A 26,031-nucleotide genomic window follows, 5' to 3' on the forward strand; every position below is an offset into this window, starting at 1 on the left:
CCGAGAAATGTCATCGGCCAAGTAATTAGAAGGAATGCTCGACTTCATCGCCAGCACGAGTTACGAGAGCTCGGAGCACATTATAGTCGATGTCTTCAGGAACAAAATGAACCGAGCTGTCGAGGAAAACGAATTGTGCACCGCCACGGTGTTCACTTTTAAAAACTCGTTGGAGAGCTTTGGGATTTGAAAATTTAGTGAGGTTATAGGCTGTGACTTCGAACTGCTCATAGATTTGCCATTGGATATTGCCCCATGACAAAGCCCAATAGCCTTCGGCCCAAGTGTGATCCCCGAACATTTCCACATCGGGCAACTGGGAGAACATAAGTTTTGGAGTATTGTAGCTGTTTTCACCAATCAGGAAGGTGTGGGAAGAACCGTCAGTGACTTGGGAAAGCGGCAAGTTATATCGAGTTTGAGCACCACCAGCGGAGTCAGGATTATAGAACGCACCATTCGTCTCAACGTAAGCACCGGGATTGGTATACACAGAAAGCATATAGCTTCCTGGCCCGAGTTTCTCACCCGCTGGTTCGTAGGGAACATCGCGTGGCAAGACCATAGAGGGACAAAGGTAAAGTTCAATTGGCTTGCTGGTGACCGACAAATTATCAGCGTGCGTAATAGGCTTTGTAATATCGTATGCTGAGAATTTGTTGCCCTCTTCCAGAAACGGAAGGAGCAACACGAAAGCACTACCCAATCCGCTAAACTGCGTTCCGTAATTAGAATTTGGATCTGTGTATAGCCCGCCATTACCTCCTAGAACTTTGGGAGGTGGCAGGGTCTTATAGGCATCGTGGAACATCTGCGTGGCGATGCCGATCTGTCGCAAGTGATTACGGCAGGTGCAGGTGCGCGCCGTTTCGCGAGCCGCTTGGATCGCCGGCAAGAGCAGAGCCACCAAAACGCCAATGATGGCGATTACGACCAGCAGTTCCACAAGCGTGAACGCTGTGGAACTCGTGCGACGAGTCTTATGGCACCATCCTAGAAGATTCATCGCGAGCCCACCCGGGAAGTAACCCTGAAACTGAGACCCGTAATGATACCGAATATCACTACCGTTAGTGAAGTAGGCTCGGGAACAAGAAAGGCGGAAAGGGGGAGTTGCAGGGCGGAAAGTTCGCCAATTCCGTAATTCGTCTGCCAGTCCTCAAGGTCGTCCGTGCTTCCGGGGATCGGCGATTCCCCACGTTGCCAAGCCAGAAAATCACGGCCATCGACGTCGCCATCGCCGTTGAAGTCGCCCAGGATAGCAGTGTCATCGGCGACGAGTAGTGTGTCGACGCGGAGTTCCTGGAAGCTGGAATGGATGCTCGCTTGCAGACGGACACGAAAATCCGAGGAATAAGCAGGCAGCAAGAATTCGAATCTTAATTCTTCCAAGTTGGCAAGTCCGAAAGGGGTTTCAGCTTCTTGGAGGAATAGCTGAGTAACACCGACGAGTTCAGCGTTGGTGCCTCCGGTGAGCGAAGTTCCGTCAAGCTTGACCAGTTCAATCATGTCGGTGAACACGCTGACTTCGACCTCGGGATTGGTGGTGGCCGAGGTTTGCACGATCACACGTGTGCTGTAGCCACTGGAATAAAGGGGATTTGAGCCCCCGGAGCCGCCGTGACTATAGATGTCGGCGGTGATCCAGTAGTCGCCACTAAAAGAATAGTAGCCGCCCGAGCCCGGAACGAACCCAGGTGTGTGCACGCCCATTGTTGGTGGCGTGGAGATTGTCGGATTGACATTTAAGTTGGTGGCAGGCGAGTTTGTTTCGGCAAAGGGAGCAATCAGACTCGCTTGCCAATTTTGATAGGTGCTGCCTGGGTCGCCGACGACCCAATCCGTGGGCTCCTGGAAATTAAAATCTGCCAATGCCGGCAGCGCAAATAGCGTGACGATCAACACCGTGCAGGAAAGCAAGGATTTATTCATGTGCCTTTTTCTTCTCTAACTTCCGTCTCGTCTGAACACAGGCAACGCGCCAAGTCAGTAGTGGAGCATTGTCAGATCGACGTTTAGTCATAATTCTCGGGCTGCCTGGATTATAACAGCAGTATCTATTGAGAATAAATCTCAGGAGCATCAGTTTACAGGGAATTAAATCGCTCGCAAGTGCGAAAAATAGAAATCCAGGCATATTGCCTTAATCCCACATGCACCCTTGTTTGGTGTGGCGTTGCTTGGGTTGGCTGAAAGAAGTCTCGCGCTCGGTGGTCGAGTTTGCTTTGAATGTCGTTTGGCGAAACTCTGCGGACGAGCGATTAGAAAAAACTTTCACACTCTTGATTTGTGGCCATTGACCACTTTCTGTATTGGCCTTAGAATCTGCGATTCGCCTTTATTCGTGGGCGAGAAGTGGTTCTTTGATATTCAGGTTTTGATTTCAAGTTGGGGTTGCGTCGTGGCCGCTGCTAGAGAAGTTATTCGCATTCGGATGGAAGCGTACGATCACTCGGTTTTGGACCAGAGTGCGATGGAGATTGTGGATACTGCAAAGCGGACGAACTCCGAAGTGCATGGTCCTATCCCGTTGCCCACGCGGATTGAGCGCTACACCGTGCTTTCCGGCCCACACGTCGATAAAAAGGCGCGTCAGCAATTCGAAATCCGAACCCATAAAAGGCTCATTGATATTGTTCAGGCCACGGCCAAGACGATTGAAGCCTTGAATAAGTTGAGCTTGCCTGCCGGCGTCGACATCAAGATTAAAGCGACCACTACCTGAGGCGGGTGTTTTTTCCTTTGGATTAATAATAGAGCAGCGCATGTTGCGGAAGTCGCGTAGGTAAGCCTCGCCGCGGCGAGAGTCTCCTCCGTCACAAAACATCGTTAGGGAATCGAGCAATGGCTACAAGCGGTAGAGTTGTCGGCATATTGGGCCGTAAGGTCGGTATGACGCAGATATTTGATGAGGCGGGCATTGCTGTGCCCGTCACCGTTGTGGAAGCCGGTCCCTGTGATGTTTTGCAAGTACGCACTGCCGAGCGTGACGGTTACGAAGCCGTGCAGCTTGGTTATCTGGATAAGCCTCGTCGGTTGGCTTCGCGTGCTCAGCGTGGTCAGGTTGCCAAGCTCGATAGCAAGCGTTCCAAAAAGCGTTCTGCCGCCGGAGTTGAGGCCGTTGCGAAGGCTGGTTGCGAGCCCAAGCGGTTTGTGCGTGAAATTCGCGGTGCTGCAGGCGAGCTCGAAGTGGGTGGTCAGGTCAAGGTTGATGCTTTCGAAGGTATCGCAACTGTCGACATTGTTGGCACGAGCAAGGGTCGCGGCTTTTCTGGTGCTATGAAGCGGCATAATTTCTCCGGTCAGCGTGCAACTCACGGCGTGAAGAAATGTCACCGCCACTTGGGTGGTACGGGTTGCAGTGCAACTCCGAGTCGCTTGATGAAGGGTGTGAAGATGCCGGGGCAATACGGTGCGATTCGTTGTACCGTGCGGAATCAAAAAATTGTACGGATTGATGCGGAGAATAATCTGCTGTTGGTTCGTGGTGGCATTCCTGGCCCGAATGGCGGCTATGTCATCGTTAAGAAGTCGAATAAGGTCTAGAACGCGACCGGCTGCATAAGCCAGTTTTATTGGATAGAAGTCATGCCAAAACTCACAGTCCTCGATGCCAAGGGAAAGAAAGTCGGTACGTACTCGATTGAGATGACCGATCTCGCCCCACGCATCAGCAAGCAGCTCCTGCACGACGCCGTCGTGATGTACCAAGCCAATTTGCGGCAAGGTTCGCACATGACGAAGAGTCGTGGCATGGTGAGCGGTTCATCTAAAAAGCTGTACCGCCAAAAGGGAACGGGTAATGCTCGTGCTGGTTCCCGCCGCAGCGGTACTCGTCGTGGCGGCGGACACATCCACGCGATTCATAATCGCGATTATTCCTACTCTATGCCCCGCAAGGCATTGCAGTTGGCTACGCGGATGGCGATTGCTTCAAAAATTCAAGACGACCAAATCACACTGATCGACAAGCTTGAGTTTGCGGAACCCAAGACGAAGGAAATGGTCGGCGTGATCAAGCACTTGGGTTGCCAAAACGAATCGTTGTTGATCGCGACCGCTGGTCATGCCCCCAATGTTTACAAGAGCGCTCGCAACATTCAGAAGGTGGCCGTTCAATCGGCTGCGGATTTGAATGCCTTGAGCGTGCTGTCAGCTCATCGGTTGGTTATTACGACCGAGGCTCTCGATCAAATCAAGCAGCGTGCCAGTGCCGCCGGAACCAAAGCCAGTGCCGCCGAGGCCTGATGAAATTGCTTGAGCCGCCGCGGTGGTTCAGCTAGTTAAGAGTACAAAGCCATGCCACGACATATTCCTCAAACATCAAGCATTATCCTTGAGCCGCACCAGGTGATTTTGAAGCCATTGGTGACGGAAAAGGGTATGCACCGTTCGACTCGCAACAATGCGTACGCCTTCGAAATTAATCGATTGGCTACCAAGTCCGACGTGAAGCGAGCGGTCGAAGAATTGTTTAGCGTGAAAGTGTTAAGCGTGCATACGCAGAATCGCAAGGGCAAACCTCGCCGCACGAAGATGCAGCTTGGTTATACCCAGGATTGGAAGAAAGCCGTTGTGACGCTCGATGCCGAGCATCGTATTGAATTGTTTTAAGAAAGGTGCGAGCTGTAAGTCGCTGGCCGTTTAGGCTCGTAACTCGAACCGCAAAACTCGCAACTAACTATGGGTATACGCAAATACAATCCGACCAGTGCCGGCCGTCGCGGCGCATCTGTGAGTGACTTTAAGGATCTCACGCCAGGTGCCAAGCCCGAGAAAAGCCTGTTGCGCCCGAAGCCGAAGAAGGGTGGACGCAATTTCCAGGGAAAGATTACTGCTCGGCACCGTGGTGGCGGACATAAGCAGCGTTATCGTTTGATCGACTTCCGTCGCAATAAGGATGGGGTGGCCGCACAAGTGGATTCGATTCAATATGATCCGAATCGCTCGGCCCGCATTGCTTTGTTGCACTACATCGATGGCGAAAAGCGCTACATCATCGCTCCGGATGGTTTGAAGCAGGGCGACAAGGTGATGAGTGGTGCTGAGGCGCCGGCCAAGGTGGGTAATTGCTTGCCGCTGGCCAAGATGCCGCTCGGGACCGAGATTCACAACGTCGAGTTGCGTGAGGGTCGTGGCGGCGTGCTTTGCCGCAGTGCCGGAACGCATGCCACTTTGATGGCTCGTGAAGCAGATTGGGCCCAGATATCGCTGCCCAGTGGCGAAATCCGTCGTATTCCATCGGCATGCCGAGCGACTGTTGGCACAACCAGCAATGGTGACCACAGTGCAGTCGTATTGGGTAAAGCTGGCCGCAAACGTTGGATGGGTCGTCGTCCTCACGTTCGTGGTACCGCGATGAACCCAATCGACCATCCGCATGGTGGTGGTGAAGGTCGTACCAAGGGTGGTCGTCACCCCGTAAGTCCGACTGGCAAGAGTGCCAAGGGCGGGGCGACCCGTAACCGCCGTAAGGCATCGAACAAGTCGATCATTCGTCGCCGCAAGAGCCGACGTTATGGTCAGTTGAAGTTACCGAAAACCTGAAAAGGCTGAGAATTGAATCACTATGGGACGTTCACTTAAAAAAGGGCCGTTTGTTGATCCCAAGCTGTATGCGAAGGTCGATAAGCAGAATGATTCGGGCCGCAAAGAACCCATTACAACTTGGGCTCGCGCATGCACGATCATTCCCGAATTTGTGGGCCATACGTTCTTGGTTTACAACGGCAAGCAGCACTTGAAAGTGTTTGTCACTGAAGACATGGTCGGTCACAAGTTAGGCGAGTTTTCGCCGACTCGCAGTTTCCGTGGCCACGGTGGTAAGGGTAAGAAGTAGATGAGCCGTTAGCGATTAGCCGCTGCCGAGTCGCAGCAATCTGGCTAAAAGCTAAAAGCTAAGAGCTGAAAGCTTAACAATGGCATACACCGCAACACATATGCACGCCCGTATCAGTGCCAGCAAGGTTCGTCCCTTGGCGACGTTGATTCGTGGAAAAAAAGTTGACGACGCACTCGCCATTCTGCGGTATCAACCGCAGCGTGGGGCGCGGATGTTGGAGAAGGTTCTCAAAAGCGCGTTAGGTAACGCCGAGGACTTGCGGGCACCGAATCTCGGTGGCTTGCGAGTGATCGATGCCCGCGTTGATGGAGGGCCGATGTTCAAACGAGTTCGCCCGCGTGCTCGTGGCATGGCTCACATCATTAAGAAGCGGTTTTCGCACATTAAGGTATCCATCGAATAGGAAGCTGTCAGCCGTTGGCTGATCACTGCAACAGAAGCTGAGAGCTTAAAACATGGGTCAAAAAGTCAATCCAATTGGTTTTCGCACGGGTATCATGCTGGGCTGGAAAAGCCGCTGGTATGCGTCGAAAAAAGAGTATTCGGAATTGCTGGTCGAGGATTTCAAGATCCGCAAGTACGTTCACTCGAAATATAAGTTTGCTGGTATCCCCAAGGTCGAGATTGAGCGGACCCGCGACGAAGTCAAAGTGATTTTGTTTGCCGCTCGACCCGGTGTGATCATCGGCCGCAAGGGTGAGTCGGTCGAGGCTTTGCAGGACGAATTGCAAAAGCTGGTCGGTCGCCGAATCAACATCAAGATCGAAGAAGTGTCGCGTCCTGAGTTGCAAGCCCAGCTTGTGGCCGAGGATATCGCTGAGCAGTTGAGTAAGCGTGCCAGCTTCCGCCGGACGATGAAGCGTTCGATCGAGCAAACAATGGAGGCGGGTGCCAAAGGCATTAAGGTGCAATTGGCTGGCCGTTTAGGTGGTGCCGAAATGGCCCGCCGTGAAAAGCAGATAGCCGGCTCGATTCCGCTCAGCACATTGCGGGCAAAGATCGATTACGGTTTTGTGGAAGCCATGACGGCCCAAGGCCACATTGGCGTTCAGGTTTGGATCAATCAAGGTATGTACGAGGACGAGACCGATGGCGTTGATGCCCAAGAGGGTCAAGCACCGAAAAAGCCAAAGAGGTCGTATAAGAGGTAACGCCACTCGCGGTAACCGAGTCGTCTTTGGCGAGTTCGGTCTGCAGGCTATGGAGCCTGGGTGGATTAGTGCTCAAACGATCGAAGCTGGTCGTATTGCCGCGCAGCAGTATGTGCGTGGTGAGGGACGGCTTTATATTCGCGTGTTTCCCCACAAGTCGATTACTTCGATCCCGCTCGAAACTCGCATGGGTAAAGGCAAGGGCGAGCCTGAGTTTTGGGCAGCAGTCGTGAAGCCAGGCACAATTTTGTACGAAGTTGCCGGTGTGAGCGAAGCTGCGGCACGCATTTGCCTGGCGCGCCTAGCGCACAAGATGCCTATCCGCGTCCGCATGGTAAAGAGAACTTAAGATAGTCATTAGGCTGTTAACCGATTAGCTGTTGGCGAGATTGCCGGCAGTGTGAGCTAACAACTAGTAGTTGAGAGTAATAGCTGAGAGCTTTAACAATGACCAAAGCCAAAGAACTACGCGACATGAGTGATGAACAATTGGGTCTCACGCTCAAAGAGTCGATGGATAGCTTGTTCCGCTTCCGCGTGCAAGCTCAGACCGATCGCTTGGATGCCCCCAGCGAATTGCGTAAGCAACGTCGGTTGATCGCCCGCATTAAGACTATTCAAACCGAAAAAGCAGCCAGTAAGTGATTTATTAGCCCCGTCGGTTGCGGCGGGTGAATGAAACCGAGAACACACATGCCTAAGAGACAGTTAATCGGCATCGTCACCAGCGACAAGATGAATAAGAGCCGCCGCGTGGAAATTGGCCGTTTGGTCAAGCACCCCAAGTACGGCAAATTCATCCATCGCCGGACCGTGTGCCACGTGCATGACGAGAATAATGAATCGAACATCGGTGACACGGTCGAGATCATCGAATGTCCGCCAAAGTCAAAGCTCAAGCGTTGGGACTTGGTGCGAATCGTTGCCAAGAATCAGCAAGTGGACATCGCCGCGATGCGTGCCGCCGCTAAGTTGCAACAGGCCGCAGCTGCTGAAGGTTCTGACGCTTAATTGATTTATCCAATACAGATTTGAATTACGTAAGAAGTCGTTGAGGCTGAAGCCATGATCCAGATGCAAACCCGCCTTGCCGTTGCCGACAACACGGGCGCCAAGGAAGTGATGTGCGTCAAAGTGTTGGGGGGAAGCCGTCGGCGGTTTGCCCAGTTGGGCGACGTGATTATTTGCAGCGTGAAGAGCGTGATCCCCGGCAGCGACGTCAAGAAAAAGGCTGTCGTGCGTGGGGTGATCGTGCGAGCCAAATATCCGACTCGCCGTAGCGACGGTAGCTATGTGCGATTCGACGCGAACGCCGTGGTATTGATCGACAAAGACAATAACCCCCGTGGAACTCGTATTTTCGGTGCCGTCGCCCGTGAGCTGCGTGAGCGCAAGTTCATGAAGATTGTTAGCCTGGCTAGTGAGGTGGTGTAACGATGTTGATTCGCACTGGAGATACCGTTGAAGTGATTAGCGGCTCTGACAAGGGGACGCAAAACCGCGTAATTCAAATCGATCGCGAGGCCGGCAAGGCTTTGGTCGAAGGTGTGAACCGTGTTTACAAGCACGTCCGCCGCAGTCAAAAACATCCCCAAGGTGGTCGGCTCAGCAAAGAGATGCCGATTCAGCTTTCCAACGTGATGTATGTCTGTGGTTCGTGCAACGCCAAGACCCGCTTGGGTGCTCGCTTTAGCAAAGAGGGTGCAAAGGAACGGTTCTGCAAGAAGTGTGGTGCCGCCGCGGGCGAGATCGCGCCGCCTCACAAGTCGCATAAGAGCAAGTCGTAAACTAATAAATCAAATCGGCGATCCTCAGGATCACGGCTATGGCAACTGATAAGAAAAAAACTGAAACTGAAAGCTCCGCAACGGCTCCCCGTTTGCAGGAGCGATATACAAAAGAGATTTTGCCGAACTTGGCCAAGAGCCTGGGCCGGACCAATCCCCATTCCTTGCCCAAGTTGCAAAAGATTGTAGTGAGCATGGGCGTGGGGAGTGCGATCTCCGACAAGAAGCACATGGAAGACGCCGTCTCGGCGATGACCGACATCACCGGCCAAAAGCCGTTGGTGTGCAAGGCACGCAAGTCGGTGGCGACTTTCCGTCTTCGCGAGGGTCAAGCGATTGGCTGCAAAGTGACTTTGCGTGGCCGGCGGATGTATGAGTTTTTGGACCGCTTGGTTTCGATTGCTCTACCGCGCGTGCGTGACTTCCGGGGCCTGAACCCAAACGCATTCGATGGGCGAGGTAATTACAGCTTGGGTCTCAACGAGCAGCTCGTGTTTCCTGAGTTGAATCCCGACAAATACACCCGTCCGCAAGGCATGAACATCGCGATGTGTTGTTCAACTGATTCGGACGACGAATCCCGCGAATTGCTCGTCGGTTTTGGCGTGCCGTTCCGCAACGAAAATTCAGACAAGTAAGCATTCCCGTAAGAGAATTATCGAAAGGATACCAACCCCGTGGCGAGCAAATCGAAAATCGCGAAGGCTGAACGCAAGCCGAAATTTTCGACGCGGAGCGAGTCGCGCTGCAAGCTTTGCGGCCGGCCCCGTGCCGTTTATCGCAAGTTTGGCATCTGCCGAATTTGTTTTCGCAAGTTGGCGGATCGTGGATTGATTCCAGGCGTCAAGAAGGCCAGTTGGTAATAAGCAATATTCAGACGGTAAGTTTTCCGTCGTAAGCAAATATTTTTGAGACACCCTGTTGAGGGATTAGAAGACTATGATGACCGACCCGATTGCCGACATGCTCACACGCATTCGCAATGCCGTCCGCATTGAACGGCCTGTCGTCGAGATGCCTCACTCCAAGGTCAAGCGCGGCGTAGCCGAAGTGCTGAAGCGTGAAGGTTACATTTGGGACTGGCGCGAAGAGGAGGCCAAGGATACTCCTGGCACGCAGTTGCTGATCGACCTGAAATATGGTCCGAACGGTGAGCGCGTGATCCGCCACATCAAACGCGTAAGCAAACCAGGGCGTCGTGTTTACAGTGGCGCCAAGGAGTTGCGTCCGATCCTCAATGGTTTGGGTATTTCCATCATCAGCACGAGCCGGGGTGTGGTCAGCGACCGCGAAGCCCGCCAGAAAAATCTGGGTGGCGAAGTGTTGTGCGAGTTGTGGTAATCGAACGGATTACTGAAAGCTGAGAACTGAAAGATGTCGCGAATCGGAAAAAAACCTGTGACCGTCCCCTCCGGCGTGAAAGTCGCCGTTTCTTCGCGGGAAATCTCCGTGGAAGGAAAGCTTGGTAAGCTGGTCTGGTCGCATCGCCCTGAAGTGCAAGTGGAAGTGGTCGATGACGGTAAGACCGTCAACGTATCGAGTCCTGGCGAAACCCGCGAGGAGCGTGCTTTGCACGGCTTAACTCGGGCGCTCATTCAGAACATGGTTGTGGGCGTGGCGACGGGTTACGAAAAGAAGCTTGAAATCCACGGCGTGGGTTACTTGGCTGCAATTCAGAATGGCGTGTTGCAACTCCGGGTTGGATTTGCTAACGAAATTCAAAAGAAAATTCCCGCGGGATTGGATGTTACGTGTCCCGATCAGACGCACGTCGTCATTAAGGGAATCGATAAGCAAAAGGTCGGCCAGTTTGCCGCCGAAGTGCGTGCCGTACGGAAGCCGGAGCCCTACAAGGGCAAGGGCATTCGCTATGATGGCGAGCAAGTCCGTCGTAAGGCTGGTAAGACCGCGAAGTAAGCATTGAAGTAAAGCGAGTAGAAGAGACATGGACCATCATAAAGCAATCGGCAAACAACGGCAGCGTCGTGCGTTTCGTGTGCGGAAGCGCACTCGGGGCACTGCCGAGCGTCCGCGGTTGTGCGTCACGCGCACATTGCGGAACATCTCTGCCCAGGTGATTGACGACATTGCGGGCGTGACGCTCGCCAGTGCGTCGACTGCGGATAAGGGATTGGCCAAGAGCATTAAATACGGTGGCAATGTTGCCGCCGCGGAAATGATTGGCAAGGCGATTGCCGAGAAGGCCGCCGCCAAGGGCGTGACCGAAGTTTGTTTCGATCGTGGTGCTTGCAAGTATCACGGTCGCGTGGCGGCACTTGCAAATGCTGCTCGTGAAGGTGGTTTGCAGTTCTAGATGATTTCACCGCGGGAAGTTATCCCGTGGTTCCCGTGCAATTGTTGGAGATAACCAAGCGTGGCTAATCCACCTCGTGGCAAGCAGAGAAAAGAACAAGACGATTCCCCTCGCCAAGGCGAGTTGATGGAGAAGGTCGTTAAGATCAAGCGGTGTTCCGCAGTGGTCAAAGGCGGTCGTCGCTTCAGCTTTGCCGCGATGGTCGTTGTCGGCGATGGCAAGGGAAAGGTTGGTTGGGGCTACGGTAAGGCCAATGAAGTTCCTCCCAGCGTGGAAAAGGCTGTGAAGGAAGGGATGCGGAGCATGAAGGCCGTCGCCCGCTTCGAGTCAACGATTCCCCACATCGTGAAAGGTCACTACGGCGCAGCAGAAGTGATTCTTGTGCCGGCTTCCCCTGGTACGGGCGTTATCGCTGGTGCCGCCGTGCGTGCCGTTTGCGAAGCCGCCGGTATTCACGACATCCTCACCAAATGCTATGGCTCGACCAATCCCGTGACGTTGGTCAAAGCCACCATGGCCGCACTCGAACAATTGCGGCCCAAGTATGAAATTGAACGTCTACGCGGAGTGACCCTGTAATGATTCTTAACGACGTCCATCGCGGCATTCAAAAGAACAAGAAGCGCAAGCGTCTTGGTCGTGGTCCTGGATCGGGCCACGGCAAGACATCTGGCCGTGGTTATAACGGTCAAGGTTCGCGTAGCGGCGTGTCGAAGTTGTCGATCTTCGTCGGCGGCATGACTCCGCTCGTGCGGCGGATTCCCAAGCGAGGTTTCCATAACCAATTTGCTTCGGAAGTGGTCGTTGTGAACGTTGGCCAACTCGACAAGGCATTCAATGCCGGTGAAGAAGTAACTCTTGAAGCGCTGGCGGCAAAGAATTTGGCCAAAGGTCGTTTCGACGAGCTTAAGATTTTGGGCAACGGCGAGCTCACCAAGAAGCTTAAGATCAACGCTCATCAATTCAGCAAGTCAGCGGTCGAAAAGATCGAAAAAGCAGGATGCGAGATGGTTGTACTGCCCGGTAAAACTCCCGTTGCAGTGAAACAGCGTGCTAAAAGGCAAGCCAAGAAGGGCTAGAATTGCAGCTTGAGAAATCATTCTGCAGTTCCATTTCCATAGGATCGAGCCATGTGGGAAAAAATTCGGGTCGTTTGGCAAATCCCTGAGCTGCGACAGAAAATTCTGCTCACGCTTGGTTTGTTGGCGATCTACCGACTCGGCTTTCAGATCCCGCTTCCGATCGTCGATCCTCAAAAAGTGCAAGCCGCGGCCACAAGTGGCCAAACCGGTGGCATGACCGACGTTCTGCAACAAGTGGCCGTGTTCAGCGCGAGCCAGTTAACCCAAGTCACAATCTTTGGCCTGGGCATCATGCCGTACATTTCGGCGTCGATCATCTTCCAACTCTTGGGTAGCGTTTATCCTCCGCTGGAAGCCTTGCAAAAAGAAGGCGAGGCGGGGCGAAAGAAGATCAATGAATATACACGCTATGCAACGGTGCTTATCTGCATCATTCAAAGCTGGGTCTACGTCAACGCGTATATTGTTCCGCAAGGGTTGGTCGATGTCGCGTTTTTGGATCCCGACACGGAGTCATTGGCTTTCAGTTGGAAAGTCGTAGCCGTCTTGACCATGACCGCGGGTACCGTGTTTCTGATGTGGATCGGCGAGCAGATCGACGAGTTCGGCATCGGCAACGGTATCAGCTTATTGATCATGGCGGGCATCTTGGCCGCCATGCCGAATGCTGGTATCGAGTTATTGCGGTTATCGTCTTTTGAATTGGGTGGCGGCCCCGGCGGCAAGTTGGGAGTGGAACAACTCTTAATGCTAGCGGCAATGTTTGTTGCCGTGGTGGTGGGTGTGGTCTACATCACGCTTGGCCAGCGCCGGATTCCCATGCAAAGTGCGAAACATGTGCGTGGTCGCCGGGTCTATGGCGGCACTCGCCAGTATTTGCCACTCAAGGTGAATCAGTCGGGCGTGATGCCGATTATTTTCGCCAGCAGCTTGTTGATGCTCCCCGCGTTGATTTTCACTCAACTCAATAACATTGCCTGGAAGAACGGTAGTTTTTGGGACAATTTCTTCTCCTGGGCTGCGGATGCGTTCTCTCGAGATTCCTTTGCCTATGTGCTGCTGTACGTTGGCTTGATTTACTTCTTCTGCTATTTCTGGACCGCGATCACCTTCAATCCGAAAGATGTTTCGGAAAATCTGAAAAACTACGGGTCATTCATCCCAGGATATCGACCGGGTAAACGTACCGCCGACTACCTCGAAAAAGTCATGTACCGCATCACCTACGTGGGCGCTGGATTTTTAGCTTTGGTTGCGGTTATTCCCACGGTGATTTCGAACTGGATGGGTGTACCTTATGGGGTAGCCAGTTTCTATGGTGGAACAGGTCTGTTGATTGCTGTGAGCGTTGCCTTTGATTTGGTGCAAAAGATCGACAGTCATTTGGTGATGAGAAACTACTCGGGCTTGCTGGAAAAATCATAGGGAGTGCCGGCGAGACTGATCTACTACAACCCTTGGGCAGGCGAGCGGGGTAGGGAACAAGGTTGTCATGCGGATCGTTTTCATGGGGCCTCCGGGCGCGGGCAAAGGTACGCAGTCGCTGCGCTTAGCGGAACAACTTCAAATCCCCAAACTCTCCACCGGCGACATGCTGCGTGCGGTTGTGGCTCAGAAAACCGAAGTCGGTTTGCGAGCCGACGAATATATGGTTCAAGGCCATCTTGTTCCCGACGAGTTGGTCGAACGCATTGTTTTCGAGCGGCTCAGTGAACCAGACTGCGAAAACGGCAGCATCATCGATGGCTTCCCGCGGACGGTCCCCCAGGCGGTCGCCTTGGATGAATGGCTGGGCGAGCATCAAGAGCCGCTTGGCGTGGTTATCCAGATCTTCGTGCCGCTGGATGAATTGCTCCGTCGGCTGGCTGGCCGCGGCCGCGAGGATGACCATCGTGCGATCGTGGCAGAGCGGCTCAAGCAGTTCGACGAGCTCACCCGCCCGTTGCTGGAATATTATCGCGAGCGGGGCATCCTGCATAAAATTGATGGCGTTGGGAAAACAGACGAAGTGTTCGATAGAATTATGGCGGCGGTTGAAGCGGCCGGAACAGCGGCAAGTAGAAAGAGAGCGTGAATTTTCCAAGCGTAGCGAAGGGCTCGTCTGAAAAGTTTGCCATCCACCACAGATGATTCAGTTAAAATCACCACGCGAAATAGGACTGATGCGTCAGGCGGGATTAGCCGTCTGGCGGGCGCATCAGATCGTGGGTGAGATGATCCGACCCGGCGCGACCACCGCCGAGATCGACCGTGCGGTTGAGCAGCATTTCGATAGTTTGGGCGCGGTGCCGCTCTTTAAAAACTATCCGAATTCGGCCAAGAAAAAGCGGCCTTTTCCAGCCGTCACGTGCATGTCGATCAACGAGGCGGTGGTGCATGGAATCCCCAGTAACAAACCGCTCGAAGAGGGTGATATTGTCAGCGTCGACACGGGGTGTCGGTTGAATGGCTGGTGCGGTGACGCGGCCTACACCTACAAAGTGGGTCGGGTGAGCCCCGAGGTGCAAAAGCTGCTAGACGTTACCGAGCAAACCCTTGAGCTGGCGATTGAACTCCTGAACGTCAAGAATTATTGGAGCCAGATTGCCGAGCAGATGGCCCAGTTCGTGTCGGACAATGGCTTTTCCTCGGTTGAGAATTTCGTGGGTCACGGAATTGGCCGGGAAATGCACGAGGATCCGCAGGTACCGAACTACGCCAGCCGGAGTTTGCGTGGCAGTGCCGATTTTCGGATCGAGCCGGGCCTAGTGATCGCCGTCGAGCCGATGGTGAATATGGGCACTAAGCGGGTCAAGATGCTCTCAGATGACTGGACGCAAGTGACTGCCGATGGCAAATTCAGCGCGCATTTCGAGCATACGATTGCCATCACGGCCGATGGCCCGACGCTGCTAACGATTGCCCCTACGCCTGCTGAGATGGGGGAAATTGCGGTTTAGGGGAGCGTGTCGGTTGAGAAAATTTCGATCTCGGCGAAAAGTCCGCGAAAAATCGCGATTTTGCCCGCCGGGAAGGCCTTGAATGCTAGGGCCGAAAAGGTCTATATTCATATGTTTCGCGAGTATCCATTGCTCGCAAGCTAGGGAGCTTAGAGATGAAAGTTCGAGCCAGCGTGAAAGCCATGTGCGATAAGTGCAAGGTCGTGCGCCGCCGCGGCGTAGTATACGTCGTGTGTTCCAATCCTCGCCATAAGCAGCGTCAGGGTTAATGCGAAAGGACGGCGTTACAAAATGCCGTCTTCGAATCTCGCATCGTTTTTGAATGAATAACCGGCAATCGTGCTGAACGATTGCGATTTTTTTTGGAGTGAGTGACAGATGCCGCGTTTGTTAGGTGTCGATATTCCGACCGATCGTCCGACCGTGATCTCGTTGACCTATCTCTATGGAGTGGGGCCGAAGATCGCACGCGAGTTGTGCAATAAGGCAGGCATCGATCCTCACGGACGTGCTCGCGATCTGGGTGAAGACGAAGTCGCTCGTCTCGCGGCACTACTCGACAAGGATTACGTCGTTGAAGGTCAGCTGCGCCGCCAGGTGAGCCAGAATATTTCTCGCTTGCGTGATATCGCCTGTTACCGCGGTATTCGCCACCGTCGTGGTCTTCCCGTGCGTGGTCAACGCACCAAGACGAACGCTCGTACGCGTAAGGGTCCGAAGAAGACCGTCGCCGGCAAGAAGGGCGTTAAAGACCTGCGATAGTCGTCAGCTTTTCGTCAAAACAATACCCCGTTCAAATAATCAAGATTTGGAGTACGGCTTACAGTGGCCAAGCAAGTTAAACCAACCAAGGTGAAGAAGAAAACCGTGCGTCGCAACGTGACCGTTGTGATCGCGCACATCAAGTCGACCTTCAATAACACCACCGTGACGATCACCGACACGAAGGGTGATACGTTGTGTTGGGCCAGCGCGGGCACGAGTGGTTTCAAGGGAAGCCGCAAGAGCACTCCGTTTGCCGGTCAGAGTGCCGCTCAGCAGGCCGCGGAAAAGGCCAAGAAGTTTGGCGTCAAGGACGTCGAAGTGAAAGTCAAAGGTCCGGGCAGCGGTCGTGAAAGTGCGATCACCGCGCTTGAGGCTGCCGGACTAAAAGTGAAATCGATTGAGGATGTGACCCCGCTGCCGCATAACGGTTGCCGTCCTCGCAAGAAGCGCCGTGTCTAAGGGCGTTATCGCAAGTTTATTCACAGAACATTTGTAAAGATTGATTTATGGCTAGATATACCGGACCTGTTTGCCGTTTGTGTCGTCGCGACGGCCTGAAGTTATTTTTGAAGGGCGTTCGCTGCGATAGCTCCAAGTGTGCGATCGACCGCCGCCCCGTGCCGCCGGGCCAGCAGCAAGCCAAGCGTGGCAAGCTGACCGATTACGGCCTGCACTTGCGCGAGAAGCAAAAGGTCAAGCATTACTACGGTGTCTTGGAACGTCAGTTCCGCCGCTATTTTGAAAAAGCGGAGCACAGCAAAGGCAACACGGGCGATGCCCTGATGGGTTTGCTTGAGCGTCGCCTGGATAACGTCGTGCATCGGATGGGCTTTGGTGCCAGCCGTGCTGCCGCTCGCCAGTTGGTCAATCATGGTCACGTGACCGTCAATGGCCGTCGCTGCGATATTTCCAGCTACATGGTGAATGTGGGCGACGTCATTCGCGTGAAGAATCGGGCTAAGAGTCTTGATTTGGTACGCGGCGTGTTGGCCGACCATACCAGCGATGTACCAGATTTTCTTTCGGTTTCCGGTGGAGATATCCCCGAAGGAATCGTGAGCCGTCTGCCGGTGGCCGAAGACACTTCGTTGCCGGTGCAAACACAGTTGATCGTCGAGCTTTGTTCTCGTTAATGCTGGCTGAATTTTGAGCCGCAGGCGATTTTGAATCAAAAGAACAGATCCGCTACTTGAAGGGTGGAGGTATCCGATGCATATCCGTTGGCGTGGGCTTGAATTGCCGAGCAAAGTGATTTGTGAGGCCGAAACTTTATCTGCTACTTACGGTAAGTTCATCGCCGAGCCGTTCGAGCGCGGTTTTGGTTCGACCATTGGTAACGGCTTGCGTCGCGTGTTGCTTTCGAGCTTGGAAGGCAGCGCGGTCACGCAGATCAAAGTTCACAATGCCCAGCACGAATTCACCACGATTCCAGGTGTATTGGAAGACGTGACCGATATCGTTCTTAATATCAAGTCGCTTGTTGTGAAGAACTACAGCGACTCGACAAAGGTTTTGCGTGTCGAGCGGAACACCCCTGGTGTTGTTACCGCCGCCGATATCGAAACCGATGAATCCGTGGAAGTTATCAATAAAGATTTGGTGATCGCCAATCTGACCGACAACGTGCCGTTCGTCGTCGAAATGGTTGTCGAGAATGGCCGAGGTTATGTGCCGTCCACCGAGCATAGCGCGAATAGCCAAGAAATCGGTATCATTCCCATCGATGCGATTTTTAGCCCCGTCACCCGGGTGCGTTACGCAATTGAAGAAACTCGCGTTGGTCAAAAGACCAACTACGATAAGTTGGTGCTCGAAGTGCAAACCGATGGCTCGGTGAATCCGGAAATGGCAATGGTCGAAGCTGCCAAGATTCTGCGTAAGCATCTTACTCCGTTTGTGCAATACACCGAGTTGGGCCCACAAGTTCATGCTCCTTCACGCAGTGGCATCCCGCTGACGATGGACTCTGCTTTGGAATCCAAGCTCAACATGAGTATTTCCGAATTGAATCTTTCGGTGCGAGCTAGCAACTGTTTGGAAGCCGAGCACATTATGTTCGTGCGTGATCTCGTATCGAAGACCGAAGACCAACTGCTCGAAGTGCGAAACTTTGGCGAAACCACGTTGGCTGAAGTTCGTCAAAAGCTGCGTGACTTGAACTTGCATTTGGGTATGCGTATTCCAACTTCCGCAGCGGCTCACTAAAAAAACTGAAATTAACCACTAACACCTACCCGTGTTAGCATTTTCCTGATTGGCGACTGAACATGAGACATCGCAATAAAGGCCGCAAGCTCGGCCGCAATCCGAAACACCAACGAGCCTTGCTGCGTAACTTGGCCAGCGCGCTGATCCTTACCGAGCGCGATGCCGAATTCGATGAAAACAAGCCCAAGGTGAAGGGTCGTATCATCACGACAATCGCCAAGGCAAAGGAAGTTCGCCCCTTGGTCGAGAAGTGCGTTACGATTGCCCGCCGTTCGCTGTCGGCTCAGGAAGCTGCCCGTGAACATGGCACGTCGGCCGAACGTGGCAGCCAGGAATGGAAGAAGTGGCGTGAAAGCGATCAATGGACCGCGTGGGCCCAAGCGGTGGCACCGGCCGTGGCTGCTCGCCGTCGTTGTATTCAGCTTCTCGGTGATAAGCAAGCGGTCAGCATCTTGTTTGCTGAAATTGCTCCTCGGTTTGCAGAGCGTCCCGGTGGTTATACACGCATCGTGCGTTTGGCCCAACCACGTCTTGGCGATGCCGGCGTGCAGGCGATTCTGGAATTTGTCGGCGTTCGTGACCGCGTAGTCCAACGCAGCCAGAAGCCAGCGTTCGAAGATGCCGAGCCCGCAACTGCCGCAAAGTCCGAACCAGCTGCTGAGACAAGCGTAGCTCCCGCCGCGGAGTGATTTGAGATTTCCTCCTGTTCGATTGTGGAGCGGCTATGGAGAGCCCGCGTCACGCTTTCGATTTCACGCATTCCATGCGTCGGCTCTGCGCGGATATTGCCGCGCGATCGCCTGAGTTCAGTTATGTCGATGTAAGTCGCGTCGCGTTCAATATCAGCCAAACGCGCCGCGACGTTTCCCACGGCATGTATGCATCGCTGACTCCGCTCCGATTTGCTCACGGTGCCGAGCAAAAGGTCGTCCGCGGTGTGAGCTGGACGGTTGAACCCTTAAAAGACGAGCTCGGCCGGGATTATCTGTATCTCCTGAGCTTCTACTTGCCGCGATTTCAAAACACGTCGCTGGAAGAAAAGCTTATCACGGTCTTTCACGAACTGTGGCACATCGCGCCGGAGTTTAATGGAGATCTCCGCCGTCATGCGGGGCGTTGTTACGCTCATGGCCCTTCCCGGGAAAGCTATGATGTCCAGATGAAGCGTCTGGCGCAATCCTGGTTAGCCCTCGATCCGCCAAGCCATTTGTACGAGTTCTTATCGCTATCATTTTCGGAACTCGTTGCCGAATATGGTTCGATTCGTGGCCAACGTTGGCGGGCACCGCGGCTTGTGCGGCAGTAGCGTCCGCTAGCACTGCCAGTTTCAATTGACGAATCATGGGCAGATTCGTACAGTCGCCGCCTCTTTCGTCTGTTTTGCTCGACCAATCGCGTGGGGAACTACCCCTCGGCACGGTAACGCTATGTCTGGCCAGAAACCCTATCAACGCTGGTTCACGCACTGTGTGCTGCTCGGTTTGATGAGTTGCCTGGCGCTGTTCACAGGATGCGGTGCCGTGCTCACCACGGCGGCTGTCAGTACGCCCCAATCGATTCTCAAAGCCGTGCGTACAGGGTCCGATCGGGTGACGCTCGAAATCTTTCAGGTTCGCGTGCCAGCCGATGATAAGCAATTGAACAAGGAGCTCTGGCAAGCGGCCGATGAGCAGCGGCTTGATCTCGATGTACGTAATAGGTTGGTAAGCAACGGCTTTCGCGCCGGGGTAATTGCCGGGACATTGCCCGATGCCTTGGCCAAATCGCTGAATCTGCAAAGCGAAATGCCCGAGGAAACGAAAGAACGCGTGATCGACGAACATTCGGCGACGCCCAAAGTGACCCGCCGTGTTTTGCAACTCAAACGGGGTGAGCCCGCCACGATTCAAACTTCCGAAGTCCAACCCTTGCTTAATGTCTTGCTTAACACCGAAAGTGGCTTGCAAGGCAAGAGCTACCAAGAAGTGCAGGGGGTCTATTCGCTGCGCGCCCAGACTCTGCCGGCTCAGCGTGTGAAAGTCGAGCTTGTGCCCGAGCTTCAGCACGGCGAGATGCGCAATCGCTACGCTGGCAGTGACCAGGGGATTCTGGTGGTCACACCGTCGCGTGAACGGAAAGTCTTCGACCAGATGAAAATGAGCGTGCCACTTGCCGCCGGTGAATTGCTGATCGTGTCCGGAATTCCTGACGCGCCGGCCAGTTTGGGGAGTGCCTTCCACGCCGAAGAGCGGGCTGGCGTAGCCGAGCAAAAATTGGTGCTCATCCGCCTGTTGCAAGTCCCCGACAGCGAAATTCTGGCCGACGTTTCTGCGGCCGCCAAATGAGTTGGCAGGCAGAGGACAGGCCCTGCGTGGCCCCCTCCGCGAGCCGTCTTGAACTTGGTATAATCCGGGTTCGTTTATAGACCAGCCAGACACGTAAGTGAGTTTTAGACCAAGGAGTTTCCTATGCCACTGGTACCCATGCGATTGTTGTTGGATCACGCCGCCGAAAATGACTACGGCTTGGCCGCGTTCAATGTGAACAACATGGAGCAAATCCAAGCGATTATGGAAGCCGCCAAGGAGACGAACTCTCCCGTGATCGTGCAAGCGAGCCGTGGCGCCCGCTCTTACTCGCAGGACAATTACCTGCGTCACCTCATGCTTGCCGCTGCTGAGTTGTATCCCGAGATTCCTATCGTCATGCACCAGGACCACGGCAATAGTCCCGAAACCTGCAAGAGCGCGATCGAGAATGGCTTTACCAGCGTGATGATGGACGGTTCGCTCGAAGCCGACGGCAAAACCCCCGCGAGCTACGACTACAACGTGAAGGTCACCAAGGACGTCGTAAAATCGGCTCATGCTCAGGGCGTGTCGGTCGAAGGCGAACTCGGCTGCCTGGGTTCGTTGGTTTCCGGCGAAGGCGAGCAGGAAGATGGCCACGGAGCTACCGGCGCGTTGTCGCACGATCAATTGCTGACCGATCCCGACGAGGCCGAACGCTTTGTCTCGGAAACCGGCGTCGACGCCTTGGCGGTTGCGATTGGCACGAGCCACGGAGCTTACAAATTCACCGCCAAGCCAACCGGCGAAGTGCTGGCCATGGACCGCATCGAAGAGATTCACCGCCGCTTGCCGAATTGCCACTTGGTGATGCACGGTTCGAGCAGCGTGCCGCAAGACTTGCAGGACATCATCAACAAGTTCGGCGGCCAGCTCAAGCAAACCTGGGGCGTGCCGGTCGAGGAAATCCAACGTGGCATCAAGCACGGCGTGCGCAAGATCAACGTCGATACCGACAATCGGTTGGCCATCACCGGTGCGATTCGCAAGGTGTTCATGGAAACCCCCGAGAAATTCGATCCTCGCGACTATCTCAAGCCTGCCCGCGACGCGATGAAAAAGGTCTGCATCGACCGCATGGTCGCGTTTGGTCAGGCTGGCCAAGCTTCGAAGATCAAACCAGTTTCGATCGGTAAGTTCGCCAGCTACTACGCCGCGGTGTAGTCGATAGACGTCGATCAGCGTAATCATAATGCCGGGGGCGTAACCACCCCCGGCATTTTTTATGTTCAGGAGCCAGCCATGATTCGCCGGGAGCTTCGATTTGCCGATGGCCAACCCCAGTGGCTGCTGATTTCGCAAGTAGAACACGCCCGGCTGAGCGGCGAGTTGGCATGCCGCTGCATCGATCGGTTTGGTCCGTCCAGCGCGGAGTCGTCTTCCGTACGACGGGAACTCCTCGACGCGATCACGCATCACGACGACGGTTGGCTTGAATGGGAACACGATCCGCGGCTCGATGCTGAGCATGGCTGGCCGTTATCGTTTTTGGAACTTCCCACCGAGGAAGCATTTTCGATTTGGGATCGGTCGATTCAAGTGGCAAAGTCCCTCGGCGATCTGGCGGCTTGGGTTGTGGCGGGTCATTTCAGTGCGCTACTTTGTACGGTCGGTCAGCATGCCAATGAACCGATCGCCCGCGATTGGCTGCACCGCTTGGCGGTCCAGCGAAGCGAGTGGTTCGCCCGTTGGCATGCCCGCGACGAAGCGCTGCACACGGCCGAACTCGCTGGCGAAGCGCTCAAGTGGCTGCAACTGTTCGACGTCCTGAGCTTGTGGCCCTGTTCGCAGTATCCGGTTCCAGGGGAACAAACACGCCGTTATCCGCAGCCGTTTTCCTTCGCGGAAAATTGGACGCTCATCCACGAGATCCGCCCGGCGAGCGAGCAACCGCCCGGTGGCCCTTGCCGGATTGTTTTCGATCCTTGGCCGTTTCGTGAAACGGAATTTCTCATCCATGCGGAGGCCGACTTGGTGCCGGTGCGTCGCTACACAAGTCCGCGAGAACTCCGCGCCAGCCGTGCCCCGTTCGTGGCGGAGTGGACGCTGACTTCGCGGACAGTTTGACCACTATATGTTGTGGTCGCTTCAGTTTGCCTACTACCTATAGTGGTTTCGTCCAAGCAAACGCGCGTTTTTTTAATTTGAGTCCGAATTTGGTGCTGGGGGCGTCTGCACTGGAAGTTGTGGCCCGGTGATTTTCGCGACTCGCACCGAGCGCGCAGCAAGAAACGGCCAAACGACAAAGTCGTCGTCGGCTCGAAGGGTTTCTGATTCAACATGACCTGCTGCATGTTTCTAGAGCGTGGGCGCCCACGTTTCAAAGAACGTGTTCTTCGCGCACAAATCCGCGAGATCACCCGGGGTTTGAACCGTCGCTGACGTTTCGTTACCTGACGGCGCCTCTCGAGACCGTTTCCCAGCTTGCAGCAAGTGCCAGCCGAGATTCGTTTGACAAATCAAACGCGCCGGATAACGTACCCGCGACTCCTAGGGTTTTTCTTAGGATTCTTCGCTTGGAACAAGAGTGAACATAGCAGATTGCGCGGCCAAATTCGACAAAAATCGGGGAGGAGATTTTCACGCAGAGGCGCGGAGGACGCGGGGGATTTTTCGCCGGAGTGGAAGATTTTTGAACCACAGAGGTCATGGAGGGAAGGCAACCACGAATCAAACGAATAGCACGAATAAGGAAGAGATGTCGGAGGAGGGGGAGTAAGAATTTATGAGCCCAAACGCGCTAGCGTGGGGTTCTTATCCCCCTCCCGCTGTACTCAGTGGGAGGGCTTGATCATAATCTCCCTCCCTCCGGGAGGGGCTAGGGGAGGGTTTCTTCTCTCCCGTGGCTGACGTCTTCTTCGTAACGGTGGCTTCCAGCCGCTGAGCTTCCTTTGTGCCTCGCCTCTGTCCTTTGTTCCCTCGCCCCCTTGTCATCAAATAACGCGGCTCAGGGAGAGGGCTAGGGTGAGGGTTTCTTCTCTCCTGTGGCTGGCCTCTGAGAGGCCGGGTTTTCCGTCATTCCCGTGTGCGCAGCACAAACGGTGATCGACGCCCATCACGTCTTGTTGCAAGTGGCACTGATCCGCCGCAGCGGATTCTGCGTTGTCTTTACGAATTCGGCGCATCTTCAGGACGAAGTGTCAGTGCTATGTAGCTTTTTGATTTGAGTACTTGGCTAGCAATTGAAGAATAAATTATGATGCCAACGCACAGGTGCGTGCTTATCAAACAAGTAAAGTCGCCAGGACCTGTTATTCAAGGGCAATTTAATGGCTTTTCTGAAGTGGGTAAAAAACTGTTTTGATAACGTTGTTGATCCGGAAAATGACATTGAAGTTAAAGAGTTGACTCACTTGCTCGACCAAGGAATCAACCAGCGAAAGCGAGCCTTTGTGCTGTCTGAGGTGCTGGGAGACCGTCCTTGTAAAGAGAAGCACTTGAGTCAGGCAAAAATCAACGTCTATCAAAAGTTGCTAACGAAGGCTTGGGCTGATGGTCGTGTACAAAAATCGGAACGAGATATTTTAGCCTGGGTGGCCAATTGCCTTGAGATTCCTGATTCGACTTTGCGAGCAGTGAATTTGGAAAACGCCCGGCCACGGTTTGCAAAAGCGTTAGCAAGGTTCATGGACGATGGAGAAATCTCGAATGAGGAGGCTGATTATCTCGAAGAAGTTGCCAAAGCAGGAGGGATGCCGCTCAATCAGTTCGTGCAGGAATTTTTCCGCACCGAAGGCGAGCAGTTTTTACGTGGGATCTTTGCAGCTTCGGTGGCAGACAATCAGCCTGTGCATGATGCTTTAGATAAGATGGTCATGTCGGCCACAAAGCTTGGCTTGACACGAGAAGTTGTCCTCAAAGCAATTCAATCTCAGGCAGTGCGATATGTTGAACATGCTCTAGCTGATGCCAAAGAAGATGACGTTTTGACGGCTGAAGAAGAGGATTCGCTCAGGCAGCTTGTCAAACTTTTTGATCTTCCCTCTGATGTGGAAGCCTATATTTTGACGGAGTTGCAACAATTACGGTTACTTACCAACATTAGAACTGGGAAGTTGCCGACGCGCAATGCGCCAACCGGGGTCAACATTAAAGCTGGAGAATTGGTGCATTATCATGGACAAGCTTTATGGAGATGTTTGCGTTTACTAAAAAGCGGTCCCAAGACAGATACACATGATGGTTTCCTGACAGTCACTGATTCTCGCATACTATTCAATTCTCCTACAAAATCTGAAACTTATGGTTATGCAAAAATTATCAGTCACGATATTTCACGTGGAGTAATTTCCGTTCAGCTTAAGAATGCGCCAATTCAACAGTTTGTTTGCCTTGAAGGGGGCCGGGTCCCGGCAGCGATTTTCGAGGGGGCGTTGCGTATGGCAAATCAAACGCTGGTGAATCAGGATGAAAATCGTCGTTCACGACACATTCCACGAGAGGTGCGGCAACGAGTTTGGCAGCGATATAGCGGTCGTTGTGCTGAATGCGGTGCGAGTGACTATTTGGAATTCGATCACATCGTGCCTGTGGCCAAGGGTGGTAGCAATTCCGACGCGAACGTGCAGCTCTTGTGTCGGCGGTGCAATCTCAAGAAGTCGGACACAATTTGAGTTGACGTTTAACGAACTCCCTCTCTCGCCAAGAAGCTCGCTACCTCACAGTTAATGTCGGTTCGTCCTTGGTCTCAAACGTAGGTCTGAACGCGCTGCCCGGCGTAGTCGGAGTGACCGCGCCTCGCCACTGCCGGAAGTGCGGTCGGAGCGAAAGACCATTGCGAATTGGTACGGTCGGCAAGGTGTAGCGGCTGATGCGTCCGCCGGCAGATGAGCCGCCCCGCCGATGCATTTTTGTGAAAACGCCCCCTGCTGGGGCAGAACTGCTTTTTGAATTGATTGCTGAGGGTGCTAGTCGCCGCTAAACTGTTGCCGGGACAGAACCGTGAATCGAAGGGTCCACGGCGGAGGCGTAATATACGGCCGAGCGCCGTATAAGTCCGTTTTTCGAGCACTATGCGGCGCTACCCCTTAGAATTCTTGTTAGACGGCGGCACACTCCCTAAAAATGTCATGCCAAAAATACTTCGAACCAAGGAAGCTCGAACAATGGCGCGGACGATCCATATACGAGTTCTTGGGTGTGAGATTCTTCAAAAGATATCTCCTGCCTACTGAGTTGTTGCTCTTCCGTCTGCGCGGAACGAGGGCGATTCAGGGAGGTCGAGGGGTCCTAAAGGCAGAACTGAAGCGGCTCGAGTGGGAAACAAGGAGGAACGAAACAATTCATGTGCTGGCCTTGCTTCTTATCGGTTGCATTTTGGTATTTAGATTTCCACGATTGTCCGTAGAACAGTTTCTTATGATCTTCGCCATCAACCTGTATGTAAATGTCTATCCCATTTTTTTGCAGCGATACAATCGCTTTCGAATAGTGAGGTTATTGGGAGAGGCAAGGCTATGAAAGGCCTAGTCACAACGTCGCCTAACCATGGCGCTGCAGCGCACCGCCGGGCAGGTGGACGGTTCAGGTAATTTGGCCGCGACTGTTGCAGCCGACCGGGCGTTTCCGGCGGCGGTCGCTGTGTTTGATCGTTATCTTCCCCAGGAGGGCTTGTCA

At 53.8% G+C, this 26,031-nt stretch carries 37 protein-coding genes; 35 read left to right on the forward strand and 2 right to left on the reverse strand.

Going from position 1 to position 26,031, the window contains the following annotated elements; translation table 11 throughout:
- Positions 1 to 25: 25 nt before the first annotated feature.
- Together SH678x_RS00430 and SH678x_RS00435 are read right to left on the reverse strand one after the other, a co-directional pair.
- Positions 26 to 946, reverse strand: a complete 921-nt coding sequence (locus tag SH678x_RS00430) for a DUF1559 family PulG-like putative transporter (protein WP_496920908.1) — start codon at positions 944 to 946, stop codon at positions 26 to 28.
- 56 nt (positions 947 to 1,002) lie between these two features.
- Positions 1,003 to 1,932 carry a hypothetical protein gene (locus SH678x_RS00435; RefSeq protein ID WP_496920909.1) on the reverse strand — a complete coding sequence of 310 codons (930 nt, stop codon included), beginning with the start codon at positions 1,930 to 1,932 and terminating at the stop codon, positions 1,003 to 1,005.
- A 469-nt stretch (positions 1,933 to 2,401) separates the two neighbouring features.
- On the opposite strand from SH678x_RS00435, the gene rpsJ reads away from it, so the two are divergent.
- From rpsJ to SH678x_RS00610, 35 genes are all read left to right on the forward strand, one after another.
- Complete coding sequence (gene rpsJ, locus SH678x_RS00440; RefSeq protein WP_496923097.1) at positions 2,402 to 2,725, forward strand: 30S ribosomal protein S10; 324 nt, start codon at positions 2,402 to 2,404, stop codon at positions 2,723 to 2,725.
- A 167-nt stretch (positions 2,726 to 2,892) separates the two neighbouring features.
- Positions 2,893 to 3,546 carry a 50S ribosomal protein L3 gene (gene rplC / locus SH678x_RS00445; protein WP_496923098.1) on the forward strand — a complete coding sequence of 218 codons (654 nt, stop codon included), beginning with the start codon at positions 2,893 to 2,895 and terminating at the stop codon, positions 3,544 to 3,546.
- 42 nt (positions 3,547 to 3,588) lie between these two features.
- The gene (rplD, locus tag SH678x_RS00450) at positions 3,589 to 4,248 is read left to right on the forward strand and encodes a 50S ribosomal protein L4 (protein ID WP_496920910.1); all 660 of its coding nucleotides are present in this window, start codon (positions 3,589 to 3,591) and stop codon (positions 4,246 to 4,248) included.
- A gap of 51 nt (positions 4,249 to 4,299) precedes the next feature.
- On the forward strand, positions 4,300 to 4,614 hold the full coding sequence (gene rplW / locus SH678x_RS00455) for a 50S ribosomal protein L23 (RefSeq protein WP_496920911.1): 315 nt from the start codon (positions 4,300 to 4,302) through the stop codon (positions 4,612 to 4,614).
- Between the two features lie 69 nt (positions 4,615 to 4,683).
- Positions 4,684 to 5,547, forward strand: a complete 864-nt coding sequence (gene rplB, locus SH678x_RS00460) for a 50S ribosomal protein L2 (RefSeq protein WP_496920912.1) — start codon at positions 4,684 to 4,686, stop codon at positions 5,545 to 5,547.
- A gap of 22 nt (positions 5,548 to 5,569) precedes the next feature.
- On the forward strand, positions 5,570 to 5,839 hold the full coding sequence (rpsS, locus tag SH678x_RS00465) for a 30S ribosomal protein S19 (RefSeq protein WP_496920913.1): 270 nt from the start codon (positions 5,570 to 5,572) through the stop codon (positions 5,837 to 5,839).
- A 79-nt stretch (positions 5,840 to 5,918) separates the two neighbouring features.
- A complete protein-coding gene (rplV, locus tag SH678x_RS00470) occupies positions 5,919 to 6,245 on the forward strand; it encodes a 50S ribosomal protein L22 (protein WP_496920914.1) in 327 nt (108 codons plus the stop codon).
- Positions 6,246 to 6,297: 52 nt separating this feature from the next.
- Positions 6,298 to 6,993, forward strand: coding sequence for a 30S ribosomal protein S3 (rpsC, locus tag SH678x_RS00475; protein WP_496920915.1), 696 nt, complete (start codon positions 6,298 to 6,300; stop codon positions 6,991 to 6,993).
- Positions 6,941 to 7,342 carry a 50S ribosomal protein L16 gene (rplP, locus tag SH678x_RS00480; RefSeq protein ID WP_496920916.1) on the forward strand — a complete coding sequence of 134 codons (402 nt, stop codon included), beginning with the start codon at positions 6,941 to 6,943 and terminating at the stop codon, positions 7,340 to 7,342. Before rpsC ends, rplP begins: the two co-directional genes overlap by 53 nt.
- Before the next feature lie 98 nt (positions 7,343 to 7,440).
- On the forward strand, positions 7,441 to 7,638 hold the full coding sequence (gene rpmC / locus SH678x_RS00485) for a 50S ribosomal protein L29 (RefSeq protein ID WP_496920917.1): 198 nt from the start codon (positions 7,441 to 7,443) through the stop codon (positions 7,636 to 7,638).
- 48 nt (positions 7,639 to 7,686) lie between these two features.
- Positions 7,687 to 8,004 carry a 30S ribosomal protein S17 gene (gene rpsQ / locus SH678x_RS00490; protein WP_496920918.1) on the forward strand — a complete coding sequence of 106 codons (318 nt, stop codon included), beginning with the start codon at positions 7,687 to 7,689 and terminating at the stop codon, positions 8,002 to 8,004.
- 54 nt (positions 8,005 to 8,058) lie between these two features.
- Entirely contained in the window at positions 8,059 to 8,427 is a 369-nt protein-coding gene (rplN, locus tag SH678x_RS00495) for a 50S ribosomal protein L14 (protein WP_496920919.1), read from the forward strand.
- A 2-nt stretch (positions 8,428 to 8,429) separates the two neighbouring features.
- Entirely contained in the window at positions 8,430 to 8,780 is a 351-nt protein-coding gene (rplX, locus tag SH678x_RS00500) for a 50S ribosomal protein L24 (protein ID WP_496920920.1), read from the forward strand.
- Between the two features lie 38 nt (positions 8,781 to 8,818).
- On the forward strand, positions 8,819 to 9,418 hold the full coding sequence (rplE, locus tag SH678x_RS00505) for a 50S ribosomal protein L5 (protein WP_496920921.1): 600 nt from the start codon (positions 8,819 to 8,821) through the stop codon (positions 9,416 to 9,418).
- A 39-nt stretch (positions 9,419 to 9,457) separates the two neighbouring features.
- The gene (locus SH678x_RS00510) at positions 9,458 to 9,643 is read left to right on the forward strand and encodes a type Z 30S ribosomal protein S14 (protein WP_496920922.1); all 186 of its coding nucleotides are present in this window, start codon (positions 9,458 to 9,460) and stop codon (positions 9,641 to 9,643) included.
- Positions 9,644 to 9,719: 76 nt separating this feature from the next.
- Positions 9,720 to 10,121 (forward strand): 30S ribosomal protein S8, encoded by a 402-nt coding sequence (gene rpsH, locus SH678x_RS00515; protein ID WP_496920923.1) that lies wholly within the window; start codon positions 9,720 to 9,722, stop codon positions 10,119 to 10,121.
- A gap of 33 nt (positions 10,122 to 10,154) precedes the next feature.
- Positions 10,155 to 10,697 carry a 50S ribosomal protein L6 gene (gene rplF / locus SH678x_RS00520; RefSeq protein WP_496920924.1) on the forward strand — a complete coding sequence of 181 codons (543 nt, stop codon included), beginning with the start codon at positions 10,155 to 10,157 and terminating at the stop codon, positions 10,695 to 10,697.
- Between the two features lie 28 nt (positions 10,698 to 10,725).
- A complete protein-coding gene (gene rplR / locus SH678x_RS00525) occupies positions 10,726 to 11,094 on the forward strand; it encodes a 50S ribosomal protein L18 (RefSeq protein WP_496920925.1) in 369 nt (122 codons plus the stop codon).
- A gap of 126 nt (positions 11,095 to 11,220) precedes the next feature.
- A complete protein-coding gene (rpsE, locus tag SH678x_RS00530) occupies positions 11,221 to 11,673 on the forward strand; it encodes a 30S ribosomal protein S5 (protein WP_496923099.1) in 453 nt (150 codons plus the stop codon).
- Positions 11,673 to 12,173, forward strand: coding sequence for a 50S ribosomal protein L15 (gene rplO / locus SH678x_RS00535; protein WP_496920926.1), 501 nt, complete (start codon positions 11,673 to 11,675; stop codon positions 12,171 to 12,173). The genes rpsE and rplO overlap by 1 nt, the downstream gene beginning before the upstream one ends.
- Before the next feature lie 51 nt (positions 12,174 to 12,224).
- Positions 12,225 to 13,601: a preprotein translocase subunit SecY gene (gene secY, locus SH678x_RS00540; RefSeq protein WP_496920927.1), complete on the forward strand. Its 1,377-nt coding sequence runs from the start codon at positions 12,225 to 12,227 to the stop codon at positions 13,599 to 13,601.
- 67 nt (positions 13,602 to 13,668) lie between these two features.
- Positions 13,669 to 14,250 (forward strand): adenylate kinase, encoded by a 582-nt coding sequence (locus SH678x_RS00545; protein WP_496920928.1) that lies wholly within the window; start codon positions 13,669 to 13,671, stop codon positions 14,248 to 14,250.
- Positions 14,251 to 14,302: 52 nt separating this feature from the next.
- The gene (gene map, locus SH678x_RS00550; protein ID WP_496920929.1) at positions 14,303 to 15,115 is read left to right on the forward strand and encodes a type I methionyl aminopeptidase; all 813 of its coding nucleotides are present in this window, start codon (positions 14,303 to 14,305) and stop codon (positions 15,113 to 15,115) included.
- Positions 15,116 to 15,270: 155 nt separating this feature from the next.
- Positions 15,271 to 15,384, forward strand: coding sequence for a 50S ribosomal protein L36 (gene rpmJ, locus SH678x_RS00555; RefSeq protein WP_496920930.1), 114 nt, complete (start codon positions 15,271 to 15,273; stop codon positions 15,382 to 15,384).
- Between the two features lie 109 nt (positions 15,385 to 15,493).
- Positions 15,494 to 15,877 (forward strand): 30S ribosomal protein S13, encoded by a 384-nt coding sequence (rpsM, locus tag SH678x_RS00560; protein WP_496920931.1) that lies wholly within the window; start codon positions 15,494 to 15,496, stop codon positions 15,875 to 15,877.
- Positions 15,878 to 15,940: 63 nt separating this feature from the next.
- Positions 15,941 to 16,339: a 30S ribosomal protein S11 gene (gene rpsK / locus SH678x_RS00565; protein ID WP_496920932.1), complete on the forward strand. Its 399-nt coding sequence runs from the start codon at positions 15,941 to 15,943 to the stop codon at positions 16,337 to 16,339.
- Positions 16,340 to 16,386: 47 nt separating this feature from the next.
- On the forward strand, positions 16,387 to 17,013 hold the full coding sequence (gene rpsD, locus SH678x_RS00570) for a 30S ribosomal protein S4 (RefSeq protein WP_496920933.1): 627 nt from the start codon (positions 16,387 to 16,389) through the stop codon (positions 17,011 to 17,013).
- A 76-nt stretch (positions 17,014 to 17,089) separates the two neighbouring features.
- Positions 17,090 to 18,085, forward strand: a complete 996-nt coding sequence (locus SH678x_RS00575) for a DNA-directed RNA polymerase subunit alpha (RefSeq protein ID WP_496920934.1) — start codon at positions 17,090 to 17,092, stop codon at positions 18,083 to 18,085.
- Positions 18,086 to 18,147: 62 nt separating this feature from the next.
- Positions 18,148 to 18,777 carry a bL17 family ribosomal protein gene (locus SH678x_RS00580; RefSeq protein ID WP_496920935.1) on the forward strand — a complete coding sequence of 210 codons (630 nt, stop codon included), beginning with the start codon at positions 18,148 to 18,150 and terminating at the stop codon, positions 18,775 to 18,777.
- A gap of 35 nt (positions 18,778 to 18,812) precedes the next feature.
- Positions 18,813 to 19,394, forward strand: a complete 582-nt coding sequence (locus tag SH678x_RS00585) for a putative metallopeptidase (protein WP_496920936.1) — start codon at positions 18,813 to 18,815, stop codon at positions 19,392 to 19,394.
- 121 nt (positions 19,395 to 19,515) lie between these two features.
- On the forward strand, positions 19,516 to 20,412 hold the full coding sequence (locus SH678x_RS00590) for a hypothetical protein (RefSeq protein ID WP_496920937.1): 897 nt from the start codon (positions 19,516 to 19,518) through the stop codon (positions 20,410 to 20,412).
- Positions 20,413 to 20,535: 123 nt separating this feature from the next.
- A complete protein-coding gene (gene fba / locus SH678x_RS00595; RefSeq protein ID WP_496920938.1) occupies positions 20,536 to 21,579 on the forward strand; it encodes a class II fructose-bisphosphate aldolase in 1,044 nt (347 codons plus the stop codon).
- A gap of 78 nt (positions 21,580 to 21,657) precedes the next feature.
- Positions 21,658 to 22,482, forward strand: a complete 825-nt coding sequence (locus tag SH678x_RS00600) for a DUF3891 family protein (RefSeq protein WP_496920939.1) — start codon at positions 21,658 to 21,660, stop codon at positions 22,480 to 22,482.
- A 1,202-nt stretch (positions 22,483 to 23,684) separates the two neighbouring features.
- The gene (locus SH678x_RS00605) at positions 23,685 to 25,028 is read left to right on the forward strand and encodes an HNH endonuclease (RefSeq protein WP_496920940.1); all 1,344 of its coding nucleotides are present in this window, start codon (positions 23,685 to 23,687) and stop codon (positions 25,026 to 25,028) included.
- Between the two features lie 451 nt (positions 25,029 to 25,479).
- Entirely contained in the window at positions 25,480 to 25,875 is a 396-nt protein-coding gene (locus SH678x_RS00610) for a glycosyl-4,4'-diaponeurosporenoate acyltransferase CrtO family protein (protein WP_496920941.1), read from the forward strand.
- Positions 25,876 to 26,031: the final 156 nt, after the last annotated feature.

The organism is Bythopirellula superficialaquae, from assembly GCF_059632245.1.